Annotated in this window: 11 protein-coding genes; 4 read left to right on the top strand and 7 right to left on the bottom strand. The window is 70.7% G+C overall.

What is annotated here, in order from left to right; all coding sequences use genetic code 11:
• Positions 1–41: 41 nt before the first annotated feature.
• Together ACZ4U1_RS01480 and ACZ4U1_RS01475 are read right to left on the bottom strand one after the other, a co-directional pair.
• On the bottom strand, positions 42–1,277 hold the full coding sequence (locus tag ACZ4U1_RS01480; RefSeq protein WP_467898148.1) for an epoxide hydrolase family protein: 1,236 nt from the start codon (positions 1,275–1,277) through the stop codon (positions 42–44).
• Positions 1,278–1,471: 194 nt separating this feature from the next.
• Entirely contained in the window at positions 1,472–2,089 is a 618-nt protein-coding gene (locus tag ACZ4U1_RS01475) for an SUKH-4 family immunity protein (protein ID WP_467898146.1), read from the bottom strand.
• Positions 2,090–2,807: 718 nt separating this feature from the next.
• On the opposite strand from ACZ4U1_RS01475, the gene ACZ4U1_RS01470 reads away from it, so the two are divergent.
• Positions 2,808–4,970, top strand: a complete 2,163-nt coding sequence (locus tag ACZ4U1_RS01470; protein WP_467898144.1) for an ATP-binding SpoIIE family protein phosphatase — start codon at positions 2,808–2,810, stop codon at positions 4,968–4,970.
• A gap of 169 nt (positions 4,971–5,139) precedes the next feature.
• Here the strand turns inward: ACZ4U1_RS01470 and ACZ4U1_RS01465 are convergent, their stop codons facing one another.
• The 3 genes from ACZ4U1_RS01465 to ACZ4U1_RS01455 form a co-directional block, all read right to left on the bottom strand.
• Positions 5,140–6,327: a beta-ketoacyl-[acyl-carrier-protein] synthase family protein gene (locus tag ACZ4U1_RS01465; RefSeq protein WP_467898141.1), complete on the bottom strand. Its 1,188-nt coding sequence runs from the start codon at positions 6,325–6,327 to the stop codon at positions 5,140–5,142.
• Positions 6,328–6,744: 417 nt separating this feature from the next.
• A complete protein-coding gene (locus ACZ4U1_RS01460) occupies positions 6,745–7,077 on the bottom strand; it encodes a putative quinol monooxygenase (protein WP_467898138.1) in 333 nt (110 codons plus the stop codon).
• Between the two features lie 153 nt (positions 7,078–7,230).
• Positions 7,231–10,032, bottom strand: coding sequence for a SpoIIE family protein phosphatase (locus ACZ4U1_RS01455; protein WP_467898135.1), 2,802 nt, complete (start codon positions 10,030–10,032; stop codon positions 7,231–7,233).
• 206 nt (positions 10,033–10,238) lie between these two features.
• On the opposite strand from ACZ4U1_RS01455, the gene ACZ4U1_RS01450 reads away from it, so the two are divergent.
• On the top strand, positions 10,239–11,270 hold the full coding sequence (locus tag ACZ4U1_RS01450; protein WP_467898134.1) for a PP2C family protein-serine/threonine phosphatase: 1,032 nt from the start codon (positions 10,239–10,241) through the stop codon (positions 11,268–11,270).
• A gap of 132 nt (positions 11,271–11,402) precedes the next feature.
• Here the strand turns inward: ACZ4U1_RS01450 and ACZ4U1_RS01445 are convergent, their stop codons facing one another.
• The gene (locus tag ACZ4U1_RS01445; protein ID WP_467898132.1) at positions 11,403–13,784 is read right to left on the bottom strand and encodes a SpoIIE family protein phosphatase; all 2,382 of its coding nucleotides are present in this window, start codon (positions 13,782–13,784) and stop codon (positions 11,403–11,405) included.
• Positions 13,785–13,958: 174 nt separating this feature from the next.
• Here ACZ4U1_RS01445 and ACZ4U1_RS01440 point away from each other — a divergent pair, with 174 nt between their 5' ends.
• Complete coding sequence (locus ACZ4U1_RS01440; RefSeq protein WP_467898129.1) at positions 13,959–14,534, top strand: PadR family transcriptional regulator; 576 nt, start codon at positions 13,959–13,961, stop codon at positions 14,532–14,534.
• Positions 14,535–14,629: 95 nt separating this feature from the next.
• A complete protein-coding gene (locus tag ACZ4U1_RS01435; protein ID WP_467898126.1) occupies positions 14,630–16,354 on the top strand; it encodes an acyl-CoA dehydrogenase family protein in 1,725 nt (574 codons plus the stop codon).
• 108 nt (positions 16,355–16,462) lie between these two features.
• On the opposite strand, the gene ACZ4U1_RS01430 is transcribed toward ACZ4U1_RS01435, so the two are convergent.
• On the bottom strand, positions 16,463–17,218 hold the full coding sequence (locus ACZ4U1_RS01430) for a metallophosphoesterase (RefSeq protein ID WP_467898123.1): 756 nt from the start codon (positions 17,216–17,218) through the stop codon (positions 16,463–16,465).
• Between the last annotated feature and the right edge of the window lie 81 nt (positions 17,219–17,299).

Below are 17,299 nucleotides of genomic sequence, written 5' to 3'. Positions count from 1 at the left end.
GGCGTGCGCCCGGCCGTCGCCGGACGAGCCCGCAGGCTTGTTCAGGGCCTGCGGCCGTGGAAGGTGCGGCGCAGGTCGCTCACCCAGGCGCCGGGGTTCTCCCAGGGGATGAAGTGGCCGCCGTGGTCGTGGGCGTTGACGTTGACGTGGTTGAACCAAGCGGCCTGCGGGCCGGTCTTGAACGCACGGACGCGCTCGTCGGCGGTGTGGATGCCGGGCGGATTCTCGTATGTGACGAAGGTGAGGCCGACCGGGGCCTGCACGACCGGGGTGCGGTCGTGAGCGGGGGACCAGGGGTAGCGGTTGGCGTTGGCGTAGTAACGCATCGACGTGGCGATGGAGTTGTTCACCCAGTAGATCGTGGCGTGGGTGAGCAGGTCGTCCCTGGTGAAGACGGCTTCAAGGTCACCGCCGTTGTCGCTCCAGACGTTCCACCGCTCCAGCAGCCAGGCGAGCAGTCCGGCGGGCGAGTCGCTCAGCCCGTGGGCCAGGGTGGCGCCGTCGAGCATGTGCACGGCGAGGTGGGACGCCCAGCGGTGGTCCAGCTCGATGATGCGGGCACGGACGTCGGCGGGCTGGTCGTCGGTGAGGGGCCGATTCCGTGCGAAGTCCCAAGCGCGGGGCCCGGTGAAGAAGTCGAGCGGCAGTCCGGAGCCGATGTGGATACCGTACAGCTCGTCGGCGTACTTGTGGCCGAGCTGGCTGGAGACGAGCCCGCCGATGTCGCAGCCCCCGGCGGCATACTTCTCGTATCCCAGGGTCTCGGTCATCAGGGTGTGCCAGAGGTCGGAGACCTTCCAGAAGTTGACGTCCGGAAAGCCGGTGAGCGGGCCGGGGAAACCGAAGCCGGGCAGGGACGGCACGATGACGTCGAACGCGTCGGCGGGGTCACCGCCGAACGCGGCCGGGTCGGCGAGCGGGTCGATCACCTTCGACCAGTGCCAGAACGTCCAAGGCCAGCCGTGGGTGAGGATCAACGGGACCGGGCGCGGTCCGCAGCCGGGCTTGCGCATGAAGTGCACGGGGACACCCGAGACGCTCACCTGGTAGTGCTCGTAGACGTTGATGGCGGCCTCGGCCTTGCGCCAGTCGTAGCCGTCCCGCCAGTAGGCGACCAGCTCGCGCACATAGCTGTCCGGGACGCCGTAGGACCAGTCCCCATTGTCCTCGTCCAGCGGCGGACGGGTCAATGTGAGTCGGGCGCGCAGGTCATCGAGGACCTCGTCGGACACATGGATCGGGGTGGGCTCCAGGGGTAAGGGCTGCGGGGTGGTCATGCCGTGATTCCTTACGGGACGGGGGAAGCGGTGCCGTCGGCCTGTTGGGTGGGCGGGCAGCGAGCCGGGCCATTTTAAGGAGTGCGGGCAGCGACGCGGCGAGTGCCTGCCGGTGGTGCGTGTCGAGCCGGCCGGCCAGACGACCGATGCGCTCCTTTCGCGGCGTCTCGTGTGTGGGCGACATCGGTCGGCGATCACCCGTGGAGCGAGCGGGCTCCCGGGCTGTTGCCCTTGAAGCGCTGGCCCATGGCGATCTCGTCGCCCACGACCGACCAGACGGTCTCGTCGTCCTGGAAGGGGAGTGGGTCAATGCTGCTCGTCTCCTCACGGATGCGGTCGACCTCGCCCTCCAGTCGCTCGAAGTCGGCTTCCTCGTCGCCGTCGTCGCCGCTGAAGGTGAATTCTTCGAGCAGGCGCTGGAACCGGAGGTTGACCTGGACGAGGGAGGAGACGTCCGTGTGGAGTTCCCGCGCGGTCTCCTCGTCGGGGTCGAAGGCGTGCACCCTGCCGGAGGCGGGGTCGAGGGCGGGGTGCGCGTTGAGCAGCCAGCCGATGACGGGCCATGCGCCCGCGCCTTCCGCGGCGTCCTCGAAGTCCTCGATGTGGACGGCGTCCTGGACGAGGGGCAGCAGGCCGTCGTCCTCGTCGGGCTGACGCAGCAGGAGTGTGCCGGTGGGTACGCCGACGGTCTGCAGGAGGCGGGCGCCCTCGGTGTCCGCGGCGGCGGACGGGAAGGCGGTGGCGGAGATGGTCGCGAGCCGGTCCTCGCCGAAGATGTCGGCGAGTTCGCTGCGGGATACGTCGAAAAGCACTGCCGGAACTCCGAACTCGGCGGCGGCACGGCCACCGTGGGACGCTCAACGGACGGAAGCGGTCACCACGACAGCGTTGAGCGAACCAGTCGCGTCCCTGCGGTGTGCCGCCATCCCCTTGCACGGAGGATACGGTCGCGATCTCCCCGCCGTCCTCCACGAAGCGGTGCTCGGCTCCCCGGACCTGGTCCGGCACCGGGATATCGCCGTGCGCTACCTGCCCGCCTGCCCAGGACGGCGGCGGTCATCAGCCCGTGGCCGATCACGTCGCCGACCGTACGGTGGCTGTGAGCCGCTCGACCAGGCCACCCCGCGGCGACGCCCTCGTCCTCTACACCGACGGCCTGATCGAACGGCCCCGGTGAGGACATCGACGTCGGCCTGACCCGCCCGGCCTCCACGCTCGCCACCTGCGCCGAGTACGGCGCGGAACGTCTCGCCGACGCCCTTCTCGCCCGCCTCGACGTTGCCGGTCGCGCCGCCGCGACATCGCCATCGTGGTCGTCCGCCTGAACCGAACCACCCGACCGTACGGACGACGTGTCCTGCCGGGGCCTCGGCCGTCCTCTGGGTCCGTGTTCACCGTGCGGTTCGCTGGTGTGGGCGAAGCGACCCCTGCTGTTATTCAATGAGGTGTGCGGTCAGGGATCTCGGGGGCCCCGTCGCACGGGTCCGAGTACGGCCCCGGCGCTGCGCCGGGGATTGCTGAGAGAGTCGCATGGACTCCACACCCTCCCCCTCGTCCTCTTCGGCGTTCGACCTGGTCAGCAGCGCCCTAGGGCGATACATCCCGCGCGGCGGAGCGGGCGCGGACGCCGGTCCTGGCGACGCGCAGGGCGACCGCACCACGCGCCGGCGCGTCCCCGAAGACCCGGCGGCCGGCCGTCAGGAGCAGATTCTCGGCGCCGTCAACCTGGACAGGGATCTGATCATCACGCGCTGCAATCTGGACGCCCCCGTATTCGCGGGTCTGGACGGCGTGGTCGGGAAGCCATTCGTCGATCTCCTGCCCCCCGGGGACGTACCGACGGTCACCCGGCGGTTGCGGCAGGTCGTGGAGACCGGTGAGGCGCACGTCGCCCGGATCCAGCGTCTGCGCCGCGACGACGGGTCGGAGCTCGTCGTCTCCATGAGCATCCTGCCCGCAGCGGCGCCCGAGGAGGGCCTGACCGTCTCCCTGATCGCGATGGCCAGGAGGCTGCACCTCTATGCCGCCGAGACCGCGATCGGCACCTCGCTGGACATCGGCGAGACCGCGCAGTCGCTGGCGGAGTCCCTGTTGGCCTGGGGAGACGTCGCCGCCGTCGACCTCGACTTCGCCGTGTGGACGGGCGAGGGAGTCAGCGGCCGGGCAAAGGGACGCATCCGGCTACGGCGGGCGGCCCTGGTGCCGGACCGGGCGTGGCCCGAGGGCTATGTGACTCCGGGCGACGATCTTCCCGGCGACGCGAGTCGCCTGCTGGCACAGGCGGTGCTACGGGACGATGCCCCGCAGACCATCGTCATACCCGACCGGGAGGCAGTCGAGCGGGTGCTCGGCAGCCCACGAGTCGTGCGGGCCCTGGTGCCCGGTGACCGGTCGGCGGGTGTGGCGTGCATACCGCTGGTCCTGGACGGCACGCCACCCGTCGTACTGGGCGTGGCGGAGGTCTGGCGGCGGGCGGACTGCCCCTTCCGCGACAGCGAGCTGCTCGACCTGCAGGAACTGGTGGCCAGGACCGCCCACCACGTCGACCTGGCTCGTCAGCACCAGCGCGAGCACACGCAGGTACTGGCCCTGCAGCGCCGTCTGCTGCCCCGGACCGGCGGTGACACGATCGAGATCGCCAGCGTCTACCAGCCCGCCACGCCCGACAGCGCGGGCGTCGGCGGCGACTGGGTGAACAGCTTCCCGCTGCCGGACGGCCGGACCGCGCTGGTGGTCGGTGATGTCGTCGGTCACGGTCTGGGAGCCGCGGCAACCATGGGCCAGCTGAGCATGGAGGCCCGCGCGCTGCTGTCCGCGGGACTCGCGCCCGACGAGGTGCTGGAGCACCTGGACGAGACCGTGACGCTCCTGGACGACGCGGAGTCCGGGCTGACGGCCGGCTACAGCGCCCTCGGGTCGACCTGCTGCATCGTCCTCTACGACCCGGTCGGCCACCACGTGACCCTGTCCAGCGCCGGCCACCTCCCCCCGGTCCTGGTCTCCCCGGACGGGCACGCGGACCCGCTCGCGGTCCGCCCCCACCCCGGCCTGGGCGCCGAGTTCGCGCTCCGGGAACCGTTCGACGTGCACACGTTCGGCGCACCCCCGGGCTCCCTGCTCGCCCTCTACACCGACGGCCTGGTGGAGGATCCGGCCGTACCGATCGACGAGGGCATCGGGAGGCTGGCGGACGCCGTGTCCTCGGTACACCCCTGGGACGCCCTGCAGCGGGCCGCACGGCACGTCGTCTCCGTGCTGGCACCCGTGCGCCAGCGCGACGATGTGACCCTGCTGCTCGCGCGGATGATCGGCTACCGCAAGGGGGACACCGCGACCTGGCGGCTGCCCGCCCGCGACGACGCCCCCGCGCGTGCCCGCGCGCAGGTCTCCGTGCTGCTGCGGCGATGGCACGCCAGGGAGGACACCCGGGACAACGTGCTGCTGCTGGTCAGCGAGCTGGTCACGAACGCGGTGCGTTTCGCCGCCGGTCCCATCACGGTACGGCTGATCAGGGCCGGTCACGGCCTGCTGTGCGAGGTGGGTGACACCGGCAGCGGCAGGCCGCGCCTGAGGCGGGGCGGCCTGCTCGACGACGGCGGTCGTGGCCTGCACATCGTGCACCGGCTCACCACTCGGTGGGGAGTGCGGTGGACGGACACCGGCAAGGTGGTCTGGGCCGAAGTCGCGAGGTGACGCGGCTACGTGCCGGGGACGCGGCCGGCGTGCGGGAGCGGGCGGGGGCAAGGGCGCCGTGCGCGTCAGCCGCCGCCACCGACGGTACGGACGGCGCCCTCGGCGGTACCGGTGGTGTGACCGCTGATGCGGGCGGCCCCTTTGCCGGTACCGGTGGCGCGGCCTCGCACTACAGCCACTCGCCTTCCAGGGCGGTGGCGGTGAGGCCCGGTGCCGCCGCGTACAGAACGGCGCGATTGCCGGGCTTCTGCTGCTTGGCGTCGTGCGCCCGCCGCAGGATGTCGAACACGGCGGCGCCTCCGCGGTTGCCGCTGGTGTAGCTGTCCCGGCTGTAGTCGAGCAGTCCCGACGGCCACGCGTCGGGCATCGTCTGCTCCATGTACTCCAGCACCCGGGTCCCCCCGGGGTGCGCGAGCAGCACGTCGGGGTGCCAGGAGTCGGGGGTGTCCTGGTAACGGACGCGCAGCCACTCCCACATCGCGGTGACCGTCGCCTGTACGGCGCGCGGCCCGCGCCGGTCCATCACGAAGTGGGTGCCGTCCGCCCGCGTCTCCAGGCGGTGCAGGTCCTGGGTGCCGGGCAGGGTGTGGTGCCAGGCGGCGTCCAGCCGCAGCACCGACTCACGCCGCGGGCGGCCCGTGACGACCGCGGCGACCGCGGTGTCCGCGAACAGCAACCGGACGATCAGAGACTCGAGCGTGTCGTCCGCGGGCTGGTAGGTCGTGCTCAGCGCCTCCGCGATGACGACCAGGACCACTCGGTCGGGGTCCGCGGCCACGAGATCCGCCGCCAGCGCCAGGGAGCGGGTCCCCGCGATACAGGCCCACTGCGTGGCCGGCAGCAGCATCACGTCGTTACGGAGCGGAAGCTTGTTGGCGAGGGCTATGTCCAGACCGGGCAGCGCGGGGGTGGTGGAGTGACTGGTGATCAGGCAGTCGACGTCCGCGGCGTCCAGCCCGGCTATCTGCAGGGCGCCGCGCGCCGCACGCTCCCCGTATGACTGCACGGCCTCCCAGGCCGGTGCGGTGCGCTCCTGGACGGTCTGCGGTCCGGGTATGGTTTCGAGGGCGGCGATCACGCGGTCCACGTCCTGCTGGGTGAACCCGTCGCGTGCCAGCGCCTCTTGGGCCGGCTCGATGCCGACAGTCCGCAGGCCGCCGCCGTTGCCGGGCGCGACGGCGGTCTCCAGCGGCAGCATCCACCCGCGTGTCTCGATGCCCGTACTCGCCGCGATGCTGTCGATCCGCGGTGCCCACGTCGCGTGCGGGTGCCGGTCGCGCACCTCCGCCACGATCTGGCTGGTCTTCACGGTGTGCTCGCCGTGTATCACGGCAGGAGGGCAGACGTAAGCGGCCATACTGGGGCACCTTTTCGGCAGGGGAGGGGGAGCGGGGCCAAAGGGGGAAGTCGCGAGTGCTGTGTCATGGGTCACTTCGGACCCTTGCATCCAATGGGTGCGCATTGACCCCACTTTGGGGGCTGGTGTCCGTTTCGAGCATGCGCGCTAAAGGGACATTTCCGCTGTGATGCAGGCAACTTAGGTGCCGTTGGAGCGCGTGACACGTGACACACCGCTGGTCAGGTCCCTCAGAGCGGTGCCACAGCTCTTGCCCGCGATGAACGACTCAACGAGTCAACGACTTGGGCGGGGCAACTCCTGGGCCGTTCTTCGCCGGTCCGGCGGGTGTCGCATCCGCTCCGTCAGCAACCGCGGACGCGACACCCCCGGAGGCGCCGGCGAGGTGACGACGACGGCGCCGAGACGCGGAGATGATCAGCCCCGGTCCTGTACGGCCATCTCTGCGAGCAGGGACCAGTCCTCCTGCGGAAGCGTCATGTTGACGATGCGCGGCGTCTCGGCGAGGTGCGGCGGCAGCGTCTGCTGCGCGTTGCGGAAATGTGGGGAACGGACGTGCGCGGCACCCGCCTCCTCGTCGCGGAAGGCCTCGACGAGCACGTACTCGGTCGGATCGTCCACGCTGCGGGACCAGTCGAACCACAGGCAACCCGGTTCGGCACGTGTCGCCTCGGTGAACGCGGCCGTGATCTGGGGCCATTGGTCGGCGTGCTCCGGCCGCACCCGGAATTTCGCGGTGATGAAGATCATCCAAGCTCCTCGACGGGCTTCGTGTTGCGTGCGTCCATGGTCTGCGTGGTCCGCCGCCGACGAAGCGCCCGACGCGCCGAGACCTCCCTTCCCGCTCCTGATGCACGCGCGCCAGTTCCGCGAGCAGCCCCCCAGCCGGGGGTTCACTTCGGCTCACAAGCCGGGATCGTCGAACTGGTCGAGAAGGAAGTCGACCGGTGCGAGGCCCGACGCGGCGGAAGTACCGTCCGGGAGAACCTGTTCCGCCCAGATGACCTTGCCGCGGGTCGTGTACCGCGTCCCCCATCGCTGAGCGAACTGTGCCACCAGGAACAGCCCCCGCCCGCCTTCGTCCGTGGTCGCCGCCCGCCGCAGGCGCGGCGAGGTGCCGCTGCTGTCCGAGACCTCGCAGATCAGACAGCGGCCGTGCAGCAGCCGCACGCCCACCGGCGGCGAGCCGTACCGGATCGCGTTCGTGACCAGTTCGCTGACGATCAGTTCCGTGGCGAATCCGGTCTCCTCCAGCCCCCACTTCCGCAACGTCTCCCTGCAACGCGCCCGCACCGAGGGAACCAGCGCGGGGTCCGGCGGCACGTCCCACTCGGCGACGTGCGAGGGCGGGAACGTCCGGGTGCGTGCCGTGAGCAGCGCGATGTCGTCGGAGGAGTGCGACGGCTTCAGCGCGTCGATCACCGCCTGACACGTCTCCTCGGGGGTGCGGCTTTCGGACCCCGCCAGCGCCCGGCGCAGCCTCTCCAGTCCGACGTCGATGTCCTGGGTGCGGTCCTCCACCAGGCCGTCGGTGTACAGCACCAGTTGGGAACCCTCCGGCAGGGACAGCTCGGTGGTCTCGAACGGGTAGCCGCCCAGACCGAGGGGCGCCGAGGCCGGTGTCCCGGCACAGGTGACCGTCCCGTCCGGGCGCACGACGACCGGTTCCGGGTGTCCCGCACGGGCCATGGTGCAGGCCCCCGCCACCGGGTCGTAGACCGCGTAGAGGCAGGTCGCTCCGGTGACGCCCGCGCCCTCGTGGTCTTCGGCGGCATCACCCGCGTGCTCCTCGTTGTCCATACGGACGACCAGGTCGTCCAGATTCCCGAGCACCTCGTCCACGGGCAGGTCCAGGACGGCGAAGTTGTGTACCGCGGTACGCAGCCGGCCCATCGTCGCCGCCGCGTGCAGACCGCGCCCGACGACGTCGCCCATCACCAGGGCCACGCGAGCCCCCGGAAGCGGGATGACGTCGAACCAGTCCCCGCCGACGCCCGCCTCCGCCGGCAGATACCGCCAGGCCACCTCCAGCGCGTCCTGTTCCGGCTGCCCCCGCGGCAGCAGACTGCGCTGCAGCGTCACCGCCATCGCGTGCTCCCGGGTGAACCTCCGGGCGTTGTCGATGGCCACCGCCGCCCGTACGGCCAGTTCCTCCGCGAAGGTGAGGTCCTCTGGCTCGAACGCCGGGGAATCCGCCGTCCGGTAGAAGTTCACCACACCCAGTGCCACGTTCCGCGCCCGCAGCGGGACGGTCACCAGCGACCGCAGCCCGCACTCCAGGGCCGTCCGGGCGCGCTCCGGATCCTGTTCCCGCCAGCCCTGGGCCTGCCGCAGATCCGCCTCCAGCACGACCCGCCCCTCCTGCAGCGTCCTCATCTGCGGGCTCCGGACCGAGAAAGTGATCACTTCGCCCAGCCGATACACCGGGATCATCCGCTGCGCACCGCCGATCGCCACCCGGCGCAGATGCCGCCAGCCCTCCGCGGTCGGCTCCCACCCCCGCAGCACCGCGTCGAGCAGATCCACCGTCACGAGGTCGGCGAACTGCGGCGCCGCCACCTCGGCCAGCTCCTGGGCCGTACGCCCCACGTCCAGTGTCGTGCCGATCCCCACCCCGGCCTCGTACAGGAGCTTCAGCCGCTCCCGTGCGACCTCGGCCCGCCCCGAGACCGCCGCCAGCTCCGTGGTGTCCCGCAGAGTCACCACGCTGCCTCCCCGGTCGGCCTGCGGGTACGTCGGCCGCTTGTTCACCGCCAGCAACCGGTTCCCTGCGCGATGCACCTCATCGGTGACCGCCTCCGGCGACGACAGCACGCGCATGACCGGATCCGGCAGTGCCAGCTCCCGCACCGGGCGCCCCTGCACGTCCTCCGGCAGCCCGAGCAGCCGCGTCGCCTCGTGGTTCGCGAGCAGCAGTCGTCCGTCGGGACCGGTGATCAGCACCCCCTCCCGCACCGCGTGCAGGACCGCGTCGTGGTGCTCGTACAGCTGCGCCAGCTCCACGGGGGACAAGCCGTGCGTCTGCCGCCGCAGCCGTCGGGACACCAGCGTCGTTCCCGTCATGGCCAGCGCCAGCGCGGCCGCGCCACTGCCCAGGATGACCGGCAGCTGCGGCAGCCACAGTGCCGCCACGTTCTTGACCGTGAGCCCGGCGGAGACCAGGCCGACCACCTTGCCACGCGAGTCGGTCACCGGGACGACGGCCTGTACGTCCGTCCCCTCGCCCGTGGGCAGGGGTGGCCCGCCGGCCTCCTCGACGACGGTACGGCCTTGCAGCGCCGGTTCGATGGTGCCGACGAACTTCTTCCCGATCTCCTTCGGATAGGGGTACGTATAACGAATCCCCGTCGTGCTCATGACGACGACGAAATCCATGCCCGCGCGCTTGCGCGCGGCCTCGGCCCGCGGCTGGAGCACCGCTGACGGGTCCCGGCCCAGCAGGGCCGCGGCCGTGCCGGGGGCACTCGCGAACGACTGGGCCGCGATGACCGACGCCCGTCGCCCCTGCTGCAGAGCGTCACGCGACGCCTGGAGCATCATGCCCACCACCGCGGCGACGACCAGCAGGACCACGATGACGACCTGGAGAAGGAACACCTGACCGGCCGCACTGCGCAGGTCCAGCAGGGAAGCGCGACGTTCTGGCGGACGTCCGACGGGCGGATGACGTTCCGGGCCCCGAGGGCGCCCGGAAAATACCTCCATACACCCTTGATAACACCGCTGCGGGGCAGTCGGCGCTGCTCGATCCCGCCGCGCGGCCGGCAGCACCCCTGGACTCGATGACCAGGCGCTCTCACGAAACGAAGACCGTTCTGCCCCGATAAGATGCTTTTGTGATCAGGACAGGACGGCTTCGGCGTCACCGCCCTCCATACGGTGGCCGACGCGAGACCGTGGTGCTGTCGCCCGTGATTCTCACCGTCGTCATCTCCGGCCTGGCCTTCGCCACCCCCAGGGAGATCGCCTTCAGCCGTCTCCTGCCCGTCGCACCCGCCATCGCCGCCGCGATGTGGCCCGTGGTCCCGACCATCCTGCTGGGGGCCTTCTGCCTGCTGGTCATGATCGGCCTCAGCCTCGTCTACACCGATCTGGGAACGCCCTACACGGCCGCCGCGATCGCCGCGGTCACTCTGGCGGCCGCTTATACGAGCCATCTCCGGCTCCAGCGAGAGGAGACACTCTTCCAGGTCCGGCTCGTCGCCGACGCGGCCCAGCAGGTGCTGCTGCGCCCGCTGCCGCGCCGGGTCCAGCACGTCGAGATCGAGTCGCTGTACCTGGCGGCCCAGGAGCAGGCCAGGATCGGGGGCGACTTCTATGAGGTGGCCGACACGCCGTACGGAGTTCGGCTGCTCATCGGTGACGTGCGCGGTAAGGGGCTGTCCGCGGTGGGGGCTGCCTCGGCGGTGATCAACTGCTTCAGGGAGAACGCGTACGACCAGCCCGACCTGAGGGGCATCATCCACCGCCTGGAGACCAGCATCGGCCGCTACAGCGTCGCGATACTCGACCCGGATCAGCCTGAGCACTTCGCCACCGCTCTGATCGCCGAGATCCCGTACGGGCGTGGGCAGGTGAAGATCCTCAACTGTGGGCATCCCCCGCCACTGCTGATGCGGAGCGGAGAGATCCGCGTCCTTGAGCCCACCGTCCCCTCGCCGCCCCTCAACCTTGCGACGCTCCTCGGAGACGACTACACCATCGACACCGTCGACTTCACCTCGGGCGACCAGATGCTCTTCTACACCGACGGCGTAACGGAGACCCGGGACCGCACGGGCGCGTTCTTTCCGCTGCCGGAGTGGACCCGGCAGCTCGGCCCGGCGGCGCCCCGCGAGCTGCTGGACCGGCTTCACGAAGACCTGCTCCACTACAGCGGCGGAAGGCTCGATGACGACATCGCCGCTGTCGCCGTCCGCTGTAGGCGCGCCGGGGCTCAGTAGGAGGCCGGACGGGTGTCAGATCACCCTCGTGGCCGGACGAGCCGGTCCGCCGACGAGAAAGCCGGCCTCCCGGTGCGCGTGCCGGTCCGACCGGTCTGTCCGTGAGGGGGCGTCCGCTGCGGCAAGGCGCTCCTAGGGAAGGGCCAGTTCGGCCCAGATGGTCTTCCCCGACGCGGTGTAGCGCGTGCCCCAGCGCTGGGACATCTGGGCGACGAGGAAGAGGCCGCGGCCTCCCTCGTCGTCCCGCCGCGCGCGCCGCAGGTGGGGTGCGGTGTGCGCGTTGTCGGAGACCTCGCACAGCAGGCAGCGGTCCCTGATCAGCCTCAGCATGACGGGCCCGGTGGCGTACCGGATGCTGTTGGTGACCAGCTCGCTCACCACGAGTGCCGCGTTGAACGACAGTTCGGACAGGCCCCAGTTCGCCAATTGGCGCTCGGTGTCCGTGCGGGCCCGCGCCACCATGGCCGGGTCGGGCGGCAGCTCCAGGTCCGCCACATGGTCGGCGCCGAGCCGGCGGGTGCGGACGAGCAGCAGCGTGGCATCGTCCGCCTGCGGGCCGGGCGGCCGGACCGACAGCGCGCGGTCGCACAGTTCCTCCAGCGGGCACCGCTGCCAGGTGAGTACATGGGCCAGGCGGTCGATTCCGCTGTCGATGTCGGTGTGCCGGTCCTCCACGACCCCGTCGGTGAAGAACGCCACGACGCTGCCGCTGGACAGACTCAGCTCGACGTTCTCGTAGGGCAGGCCGCCCAGCCCCAGAGGCGGCCCCGGCGCCAGCGCGGACAAGGCCACCGAGCCGCTCGCATCGGCCACGATCGGCGGGGGATGGCCCGCGCTCGCCCAGACACACCGGCCGCCGACCGGGTCGTAGATCGCGTACAGGCACGTCACCCCGAGCGTCTCGTCGCCGAGCCCGTCATCGGTGTCGGTTGCCGAGTCCTGCGCGACCAGGCCGTCCAGCCGGGTGAGCAGCTCGGCCGGGTCCAAGTCCAGCAGGGCCAGGGTCCGTACGGTGGCGCGCAGCCGGCCCATGGTCGCGGCCGCGTGCACCCCGTGGCCCACCACGTCGCCGACGGTGAGGCCGACTCTGGCACCGGACAGCGGGATCAGGTCGAACCAGTCGCCGCCCACGCCCACGCGACTGTCGGCAGGCAGGTAGCGGTACGCCACGTCGACCGCACTCTGCTCGGGCAGGTGCTGGGGCAGCAGGCTGCGCTGCAGTACCAGGGCTGCCGCGTGCTGGCTGGTGTAACGGCGGGCGTTGTCGATGCCGACGGCGGCTCGCTCGGCCAGTTCCACGGCGAGCGTCTGCTCCTCGGGCCCGAAGCGGTCGGGGTTGCTGCTGCGCCGGAAGGTGGCGAGGCCCAGCACCGCGTTGCGGGTGAGCAGCGGGACGAAGAGGCAGGAGTGCGAGGCGGCCGAGCCCTTACCGCCCGGTGTCCCGGGCGGGCAGGCGTCCACGACGGGGCGGCTGGTGGCCAGACTCTGCGCCTGTGGTGACGAGGCCGGGTAGGAGACGGGACTGGTCCGGAACTCTTCCGGTGTCCGGCCGTGCATCCGCAGCAGACTGTGCCCCGGCGCCGAGCCCGTGGGCGGCTGCCGCCCCTCGATGACCGCCGGCGCCAGGTCCACCAGCACCTCGTCGGCCAGTTGCGGTACCGCCACGTCCGCGAGTTCCGCGGCTGTGCGCCGCACATCCAGCGAGGCACCGATGCGCTTTCCCGCCCGTACGAGCAGCGACAGCCGTTCCTGGGCGCGGTAGCGTTCGGTGATGTCGAGGGACTCCTCGAAGAGTCCCAGCGGTTCCCCTCGGGCGTCCACCAGGCGGTGGTACGAGCAGGACCAGACGTGCTCGCGCACCGGGTCGGCGGGGGCGCGACCGCGATAGTGCATCCCCATGATCGGTTCCCCCGTCGTCAGCACGTGCTCCATGATCTGGTCTTCGTCCGGAGGGTGGTGGCGGGTGATGAATTCGCCTTCGGGGAAGAGATCCGCGGCCGGTCGGCCGATGTACTGGTCGATCCCCGCCAGCTCCAGATCGGTGGAGACGTTCCCCCACACGACGCGCATGTCGGTGTCGAAGATGGTCAAGCCCACGGCGGACTCGGTCGCCAGTCCCTGCAGCATCGCCAGCTGCGCCTCCCAGCCGCGCAACGTCTCCAGGTCGGCCGCGACCACGACGGTCGCAGCGGCGCCCCGGTGCGCGAGCGGGCTGAACGTCACGGCCGCGCGCAGGGTACGGCCGTCCCGACAGCAGAGGTCGAGGACCGTGCTGCGGGGCCTGTGCGTCTTGCAGAGCTTGCAGAGGGTGGACAGTCGCTGCTCGGGGGCCGCTGCCAGCAGCCGGGCAGCCGACTGGCCGAGCACGTCCTCGGGGGAATGTCCGAGCAGGCGCCGGGCCGAGGACCCCCATCCGGAAACGCGGCCTTCGGCGTCCAGTACCGCGGCGGCGGCCTTGGAGAGGTCCAGAGGACTATGGAAGTCGACGTTGGCGGCATTCGGAAAACGATCCATGGCACCGCTTCCCTTCGTGCTCCCTCAGCATCCCGTGCCGGGGGACGGTCGACAACCGCACCCGCGATCACGACCTGCCAGGTCGTGAGGACAGGGGCCGTCCGCGGGGTGAGCCGCGTCGCATCGGAGCGGGGAGACTTGTTATGCAACGAGTTGCATAGCATGATCGGCGTCATGGCGCTCGAACACGCGATCCTCGTGTCGCTCCTGGAGAAGCCAGGCTCCGGCTACGAGCTGGCCCGGCGCTTCGAGCGGTCCATCGGCTACTTCTGGACCGCTACCCACCAGCAGATCTACCGCGTGCTCAAGCGCATGGAGAACGACGGCTGGGTCGACGTCCGGGACGTTCCGCAGCAGGGCCGGCCGGACAAGAAGGAGTACTCCGTCGCCGACCTCGGCCGGGCCGCGCTGACCTCCTGGTTGCACGATCCGATCGAGCCGGAGAGCGTCCGCCACGATCTGGCCGTGAAGATCCGGGGCGCCGCCTTCGACGACGACCCCTCCGCCCTCATCCGCGAGGTGGAACGGCACCGGCAGGCCCACCGGAACCGGCTGGCCCACTATCTCGCGGGCCAGGCGCGGGACTTCACGGCGCCCGAGGCGAGCGAGACCGGCCCCGGGGGGCCGCTCGACGCGGAGCGAGAACTCCAGCACGTCGTCCTGCGCGGCGGCATCGCCTACGAGCGGATGATGATCGACTGGCTGGACGACGTGCTCGCCACGCTGGCCCGGTTCGGCCCGGGCCGCTGATCGCCGTCGTACCCGCCGCCGTACCCCCCGACCCGGCCAGTCCAGCCGTCAGACCTCCCGATCCCACCGTCCACCAGCCGAAAGGCGTCATTCCCATGGCTGACCAGCTGCTGTTCAACCCGCGCACCTACGACCCCGCGCACTTCGACCCCGAGACGCGCCGCTTGCTGCGGGCCACCGTCGACTGGTTCGAGGAGCGCGGGAAGGAGCGGCTGATCGAGGACTACCGGACCCGCGCGTGGCTCGGCGACTTCCTCGCCTTCGCAGCGAAGGAGAACCTCTTCGCCACCTTCCTGACACCGTCGTCCGCCGCGGGGGAGGGCGAACCGGACAAGCGCTGGGACACCGCCCGGATCGCCGCGCTCAACGAGATCCTGGGCTTCTACGGCCTCGACTACTGGTACGCCTGGCAGGTCACGATCCTCGGCCTCGGCCCGGTCTGGCAGAGCGGCAACGCCGCCGCCCGCGCCCGCGCCGCCGAACTCCTCGCCCAGGGAGAGGTGTTCGCGTTCGGCCTGTCGGAGAAGGCCCACGGCGCCGACATCTACTCCACCGACATGCTGCTCGAGCCCGACGGCAACGGCGGCTTCCGGGCCACCGGCTCCAAGTACTACATCGGCAACGGCAACGCCGCAGGACTCGTCTCCGTCTTCGGCCGCCGCACCGACGTCGAGGGCCCCGACGGCTACGTGTTCTTCGCCGCCGACAGCCGTCACCCGGCCTACCACCTGGTCAAGAACGTCGTCGACTCCTCCAAGTTCGTCAGCGAGTTCCGCCTGGAGGACTACCCCGTAGCGGCCGAGGACGTCCTGCACACCGGCCGCGCCGCCTTCGACGCCGCCCTGAACACCGTGAACGTCGGCAAGTTCAACCTGTGCACCGCCTCGATCGGCATCTGCGAGCACGCGATGTACGAGGCCGTCACCCACGCCCACAACCGCATCCTCTACGGCCGCCCCGTCACCGCCTTCCCGCATGTGCGGCGCGAGCTGACCGACGCGTACGTCAGGCTCGTCGGCATGAAGCTCTTCAGCGACCGCGCTGTCGACTACTTCCGCTCCGCCGGCCCGGACGACCGCCGCTACCTGCTCTTCAACCCGATGACGAAGATGAAGGTGACCACGGAGGGCGAGAAGGTCATCGACCTGATGTGGGACGTCATCGCGGCCAAGGGCTTCGAGAAGGACAACTACTTCGGCCAGGCGGCCGTGGAGATCCGCGGCCTGCCGAAGCTGGAGGGCACGGTCCACGTCAACCTGGCGCTGATCCTGAAGTTCATGCGCAGCCACCTCCTCGACCCGGTCGAGTACCCCGACGTACCGACCCGCCTCGACGCGGCCGACGACGACTTCCTGTTCCGGCAGGGGCCGGCGCGCGGCCTCGGCTCGGTGCGCTTCCACGACTGGCGGCCCGCCTTCGACGCGTACGCGCACCTGCCCAACGTGAGCCGCTTCCGCGAACAGGCCGACGCGCTCTGCACGTTCGTCGCCACGGCCGCTCCCGACGCCGAGCAGAGCCGCGACCTCGACCTCGTCCTCGCGGTCGGTCAGCTCTTCGCCCTCGTCGTGCACGGGCAGCTCATCCTGGAACAGGTCGCCCTGACCGGACTCGACGAGGACGTGCTCGACGAACTCTTCGCCGTCCTCGTGCGGGACTTCTCCACGCACGCCGTCGAACTGCACGGCAAGGACTCGGCGACCGCGCAGCAGCAGGAATGGGCGCTGGATTCGATCCGGCGACCGGTCGTCGACGAGGCACGTACGGAGCGGGTCTGGCAGCGGGTCGAGGCACTGTCCGGCGCGTACGAGATGGCCCCGTAGCCGCGCCATGGGCATCACCGGTGGCCGGGTCGCCTGGGCCCGGCCACCGGTGATGCCCAGGCGGCCCGGCTGGCCTGCCTCATGGGTTCTCGGGCCGGCGTGGCGCGCTCACCCGCCGACATGACGGAAGTGCGTGGTCACCTGCCCTGTCTCGTCGACGATGTGGAAAGCGAGCGCAGGTGGATGGTCCAGGTGGACGTGGTCCTGCGGGTGTGCGCGATGCTCCCAGGGGAGCCGGACGGTGGAGACGACTCCGGGGGCCACCAGCAGCGGGCGTCCGGCGAAGACGGTCGCCGCGGCGGTGTGGGCGTGGCCGCAGACGAACGCCGCTATATTGCGGTGGCGGTCAGCGAGGGCCGCGAGCCGCTCCGTACCGAACTGGCGGATGCCGTCGACGAACGGCACGTGCAACCGCGCCGGCGGGTGGTGGAAGCCGATCAGCACGGGTGTCCGGTCGGACGTCCGGGCCAGGACGTCTTCGAGCCACGTCAGCGTTTCGTCCGAGAGGAAGCCCTCGTCCTTTCCCGGAACCGACGAGTCGCACATCGCGATGACCACGTCGGCGCTCAGGTGCACCTGGTCGACCGGAGCCGTCGAACCCGCTTGCGCCAGCAGGTGAGTGCGGAAGACATCACGCCTGTCGTGGTTACCGGGACAGAGCATCACCGGGTGCCGTGAGGCGAAGACCCGACGGGCCTGCTCGTACTCTGCCGGCAGACCGTGATCGGTGATGTCGCCGGTCACCAGGACCGCGTCGAGATCGTACGGCAGGTCTTCCAGGTAGCGCATGACAGCCCGAGTGCGCTCGATGCTGCGCGGCTCACCGTCGAGGTGAGTATCGCTGAGATGGGCTATCACGGTCATCGACGTGTCTCCTGTCGGGCTGTTGATCACTTGGGCTGAGGCTAGGCGGACGCTGGACCAGGTGTAAGGTCCGGTCCTGTG

The sequence above is a fragment of the Streptomyces sp. NPDC028928 genome (assembly GCF_055564915.1).
The sequence above is the reverse complement of the archived record's forward strand: the minus strand, read 5'-3'. Positions and strand labels throughout refer to the sequence as shown.

Bases quoted from the DNA above. Each gene is read 5' to 3' on its own strand.
- ACZ4U1_RS01445 (WP_467898132.1), bottom strand. From the start codon at position 13,784: ATGGATCGTTTTCCGAATGCCGCCAACGTCGACTTCCATAGTCCTCTG.
- ACZ4U1_RS01430 (WP_467898123.1), bottom strand. From the start codon at position 17,218: ATGACCGTGATAGCCCATCTCAGCGATACTCACCTCGACGGTGAGCCG.
- ACZ4U1_RS01460 (WP_467898138.1), bottom strand. From the start codon at position 7,077: ATGATCTTCATCACCGCGAAATTCCGGGTGCGGCCGGAGCACGCCGAC.
- ACZ4U1_RS01455 (WP_467898135.1), bottom strand. From the start codon at position 10,032: ATGGAGGTATTTTCCGGGCGCCCTCGGGGCCCGGAACGTCATCCGCCC.
- ACZ4U1_RS01465 (WP_467898141.1), bottom strand. From the start codon at position 6,327: ATGGCCGCTTACGTCTGCCCTCCTGCCGTGATACACGGCGAGCACACC.
- ACZ4U1_RS01440 (WP_467898129.1), top strand. From the start codon at position 13,959: ATGGCGCTCGAACACGCGATCCTCGTGTCGCTCCTGGAGAAGCCAGGC.
- ACZ4U1_RS01480 (WP_467898148.1), bottom strand. From the start codon at position 1,277: ATGACCACCCCGCAGCCCTTACCCCTGGAGCCCACCCCGATCCATGTG.
- ACZ4U1_RS01435 (WP_467898126.1), top strand. From the start codon at position 14,630: ATGGCTGACCAGCTGCTGTTCAACCCGCGCACCTACGACCCCGCGCAC.
- ACZ4U1_RS01470 (WP_467898144.1), top strand. From the start codon at position 2,808: ATGGACTCCACACCCTCCCCCTCGTCCTCTTCGGCGTTCGACCTGGTC.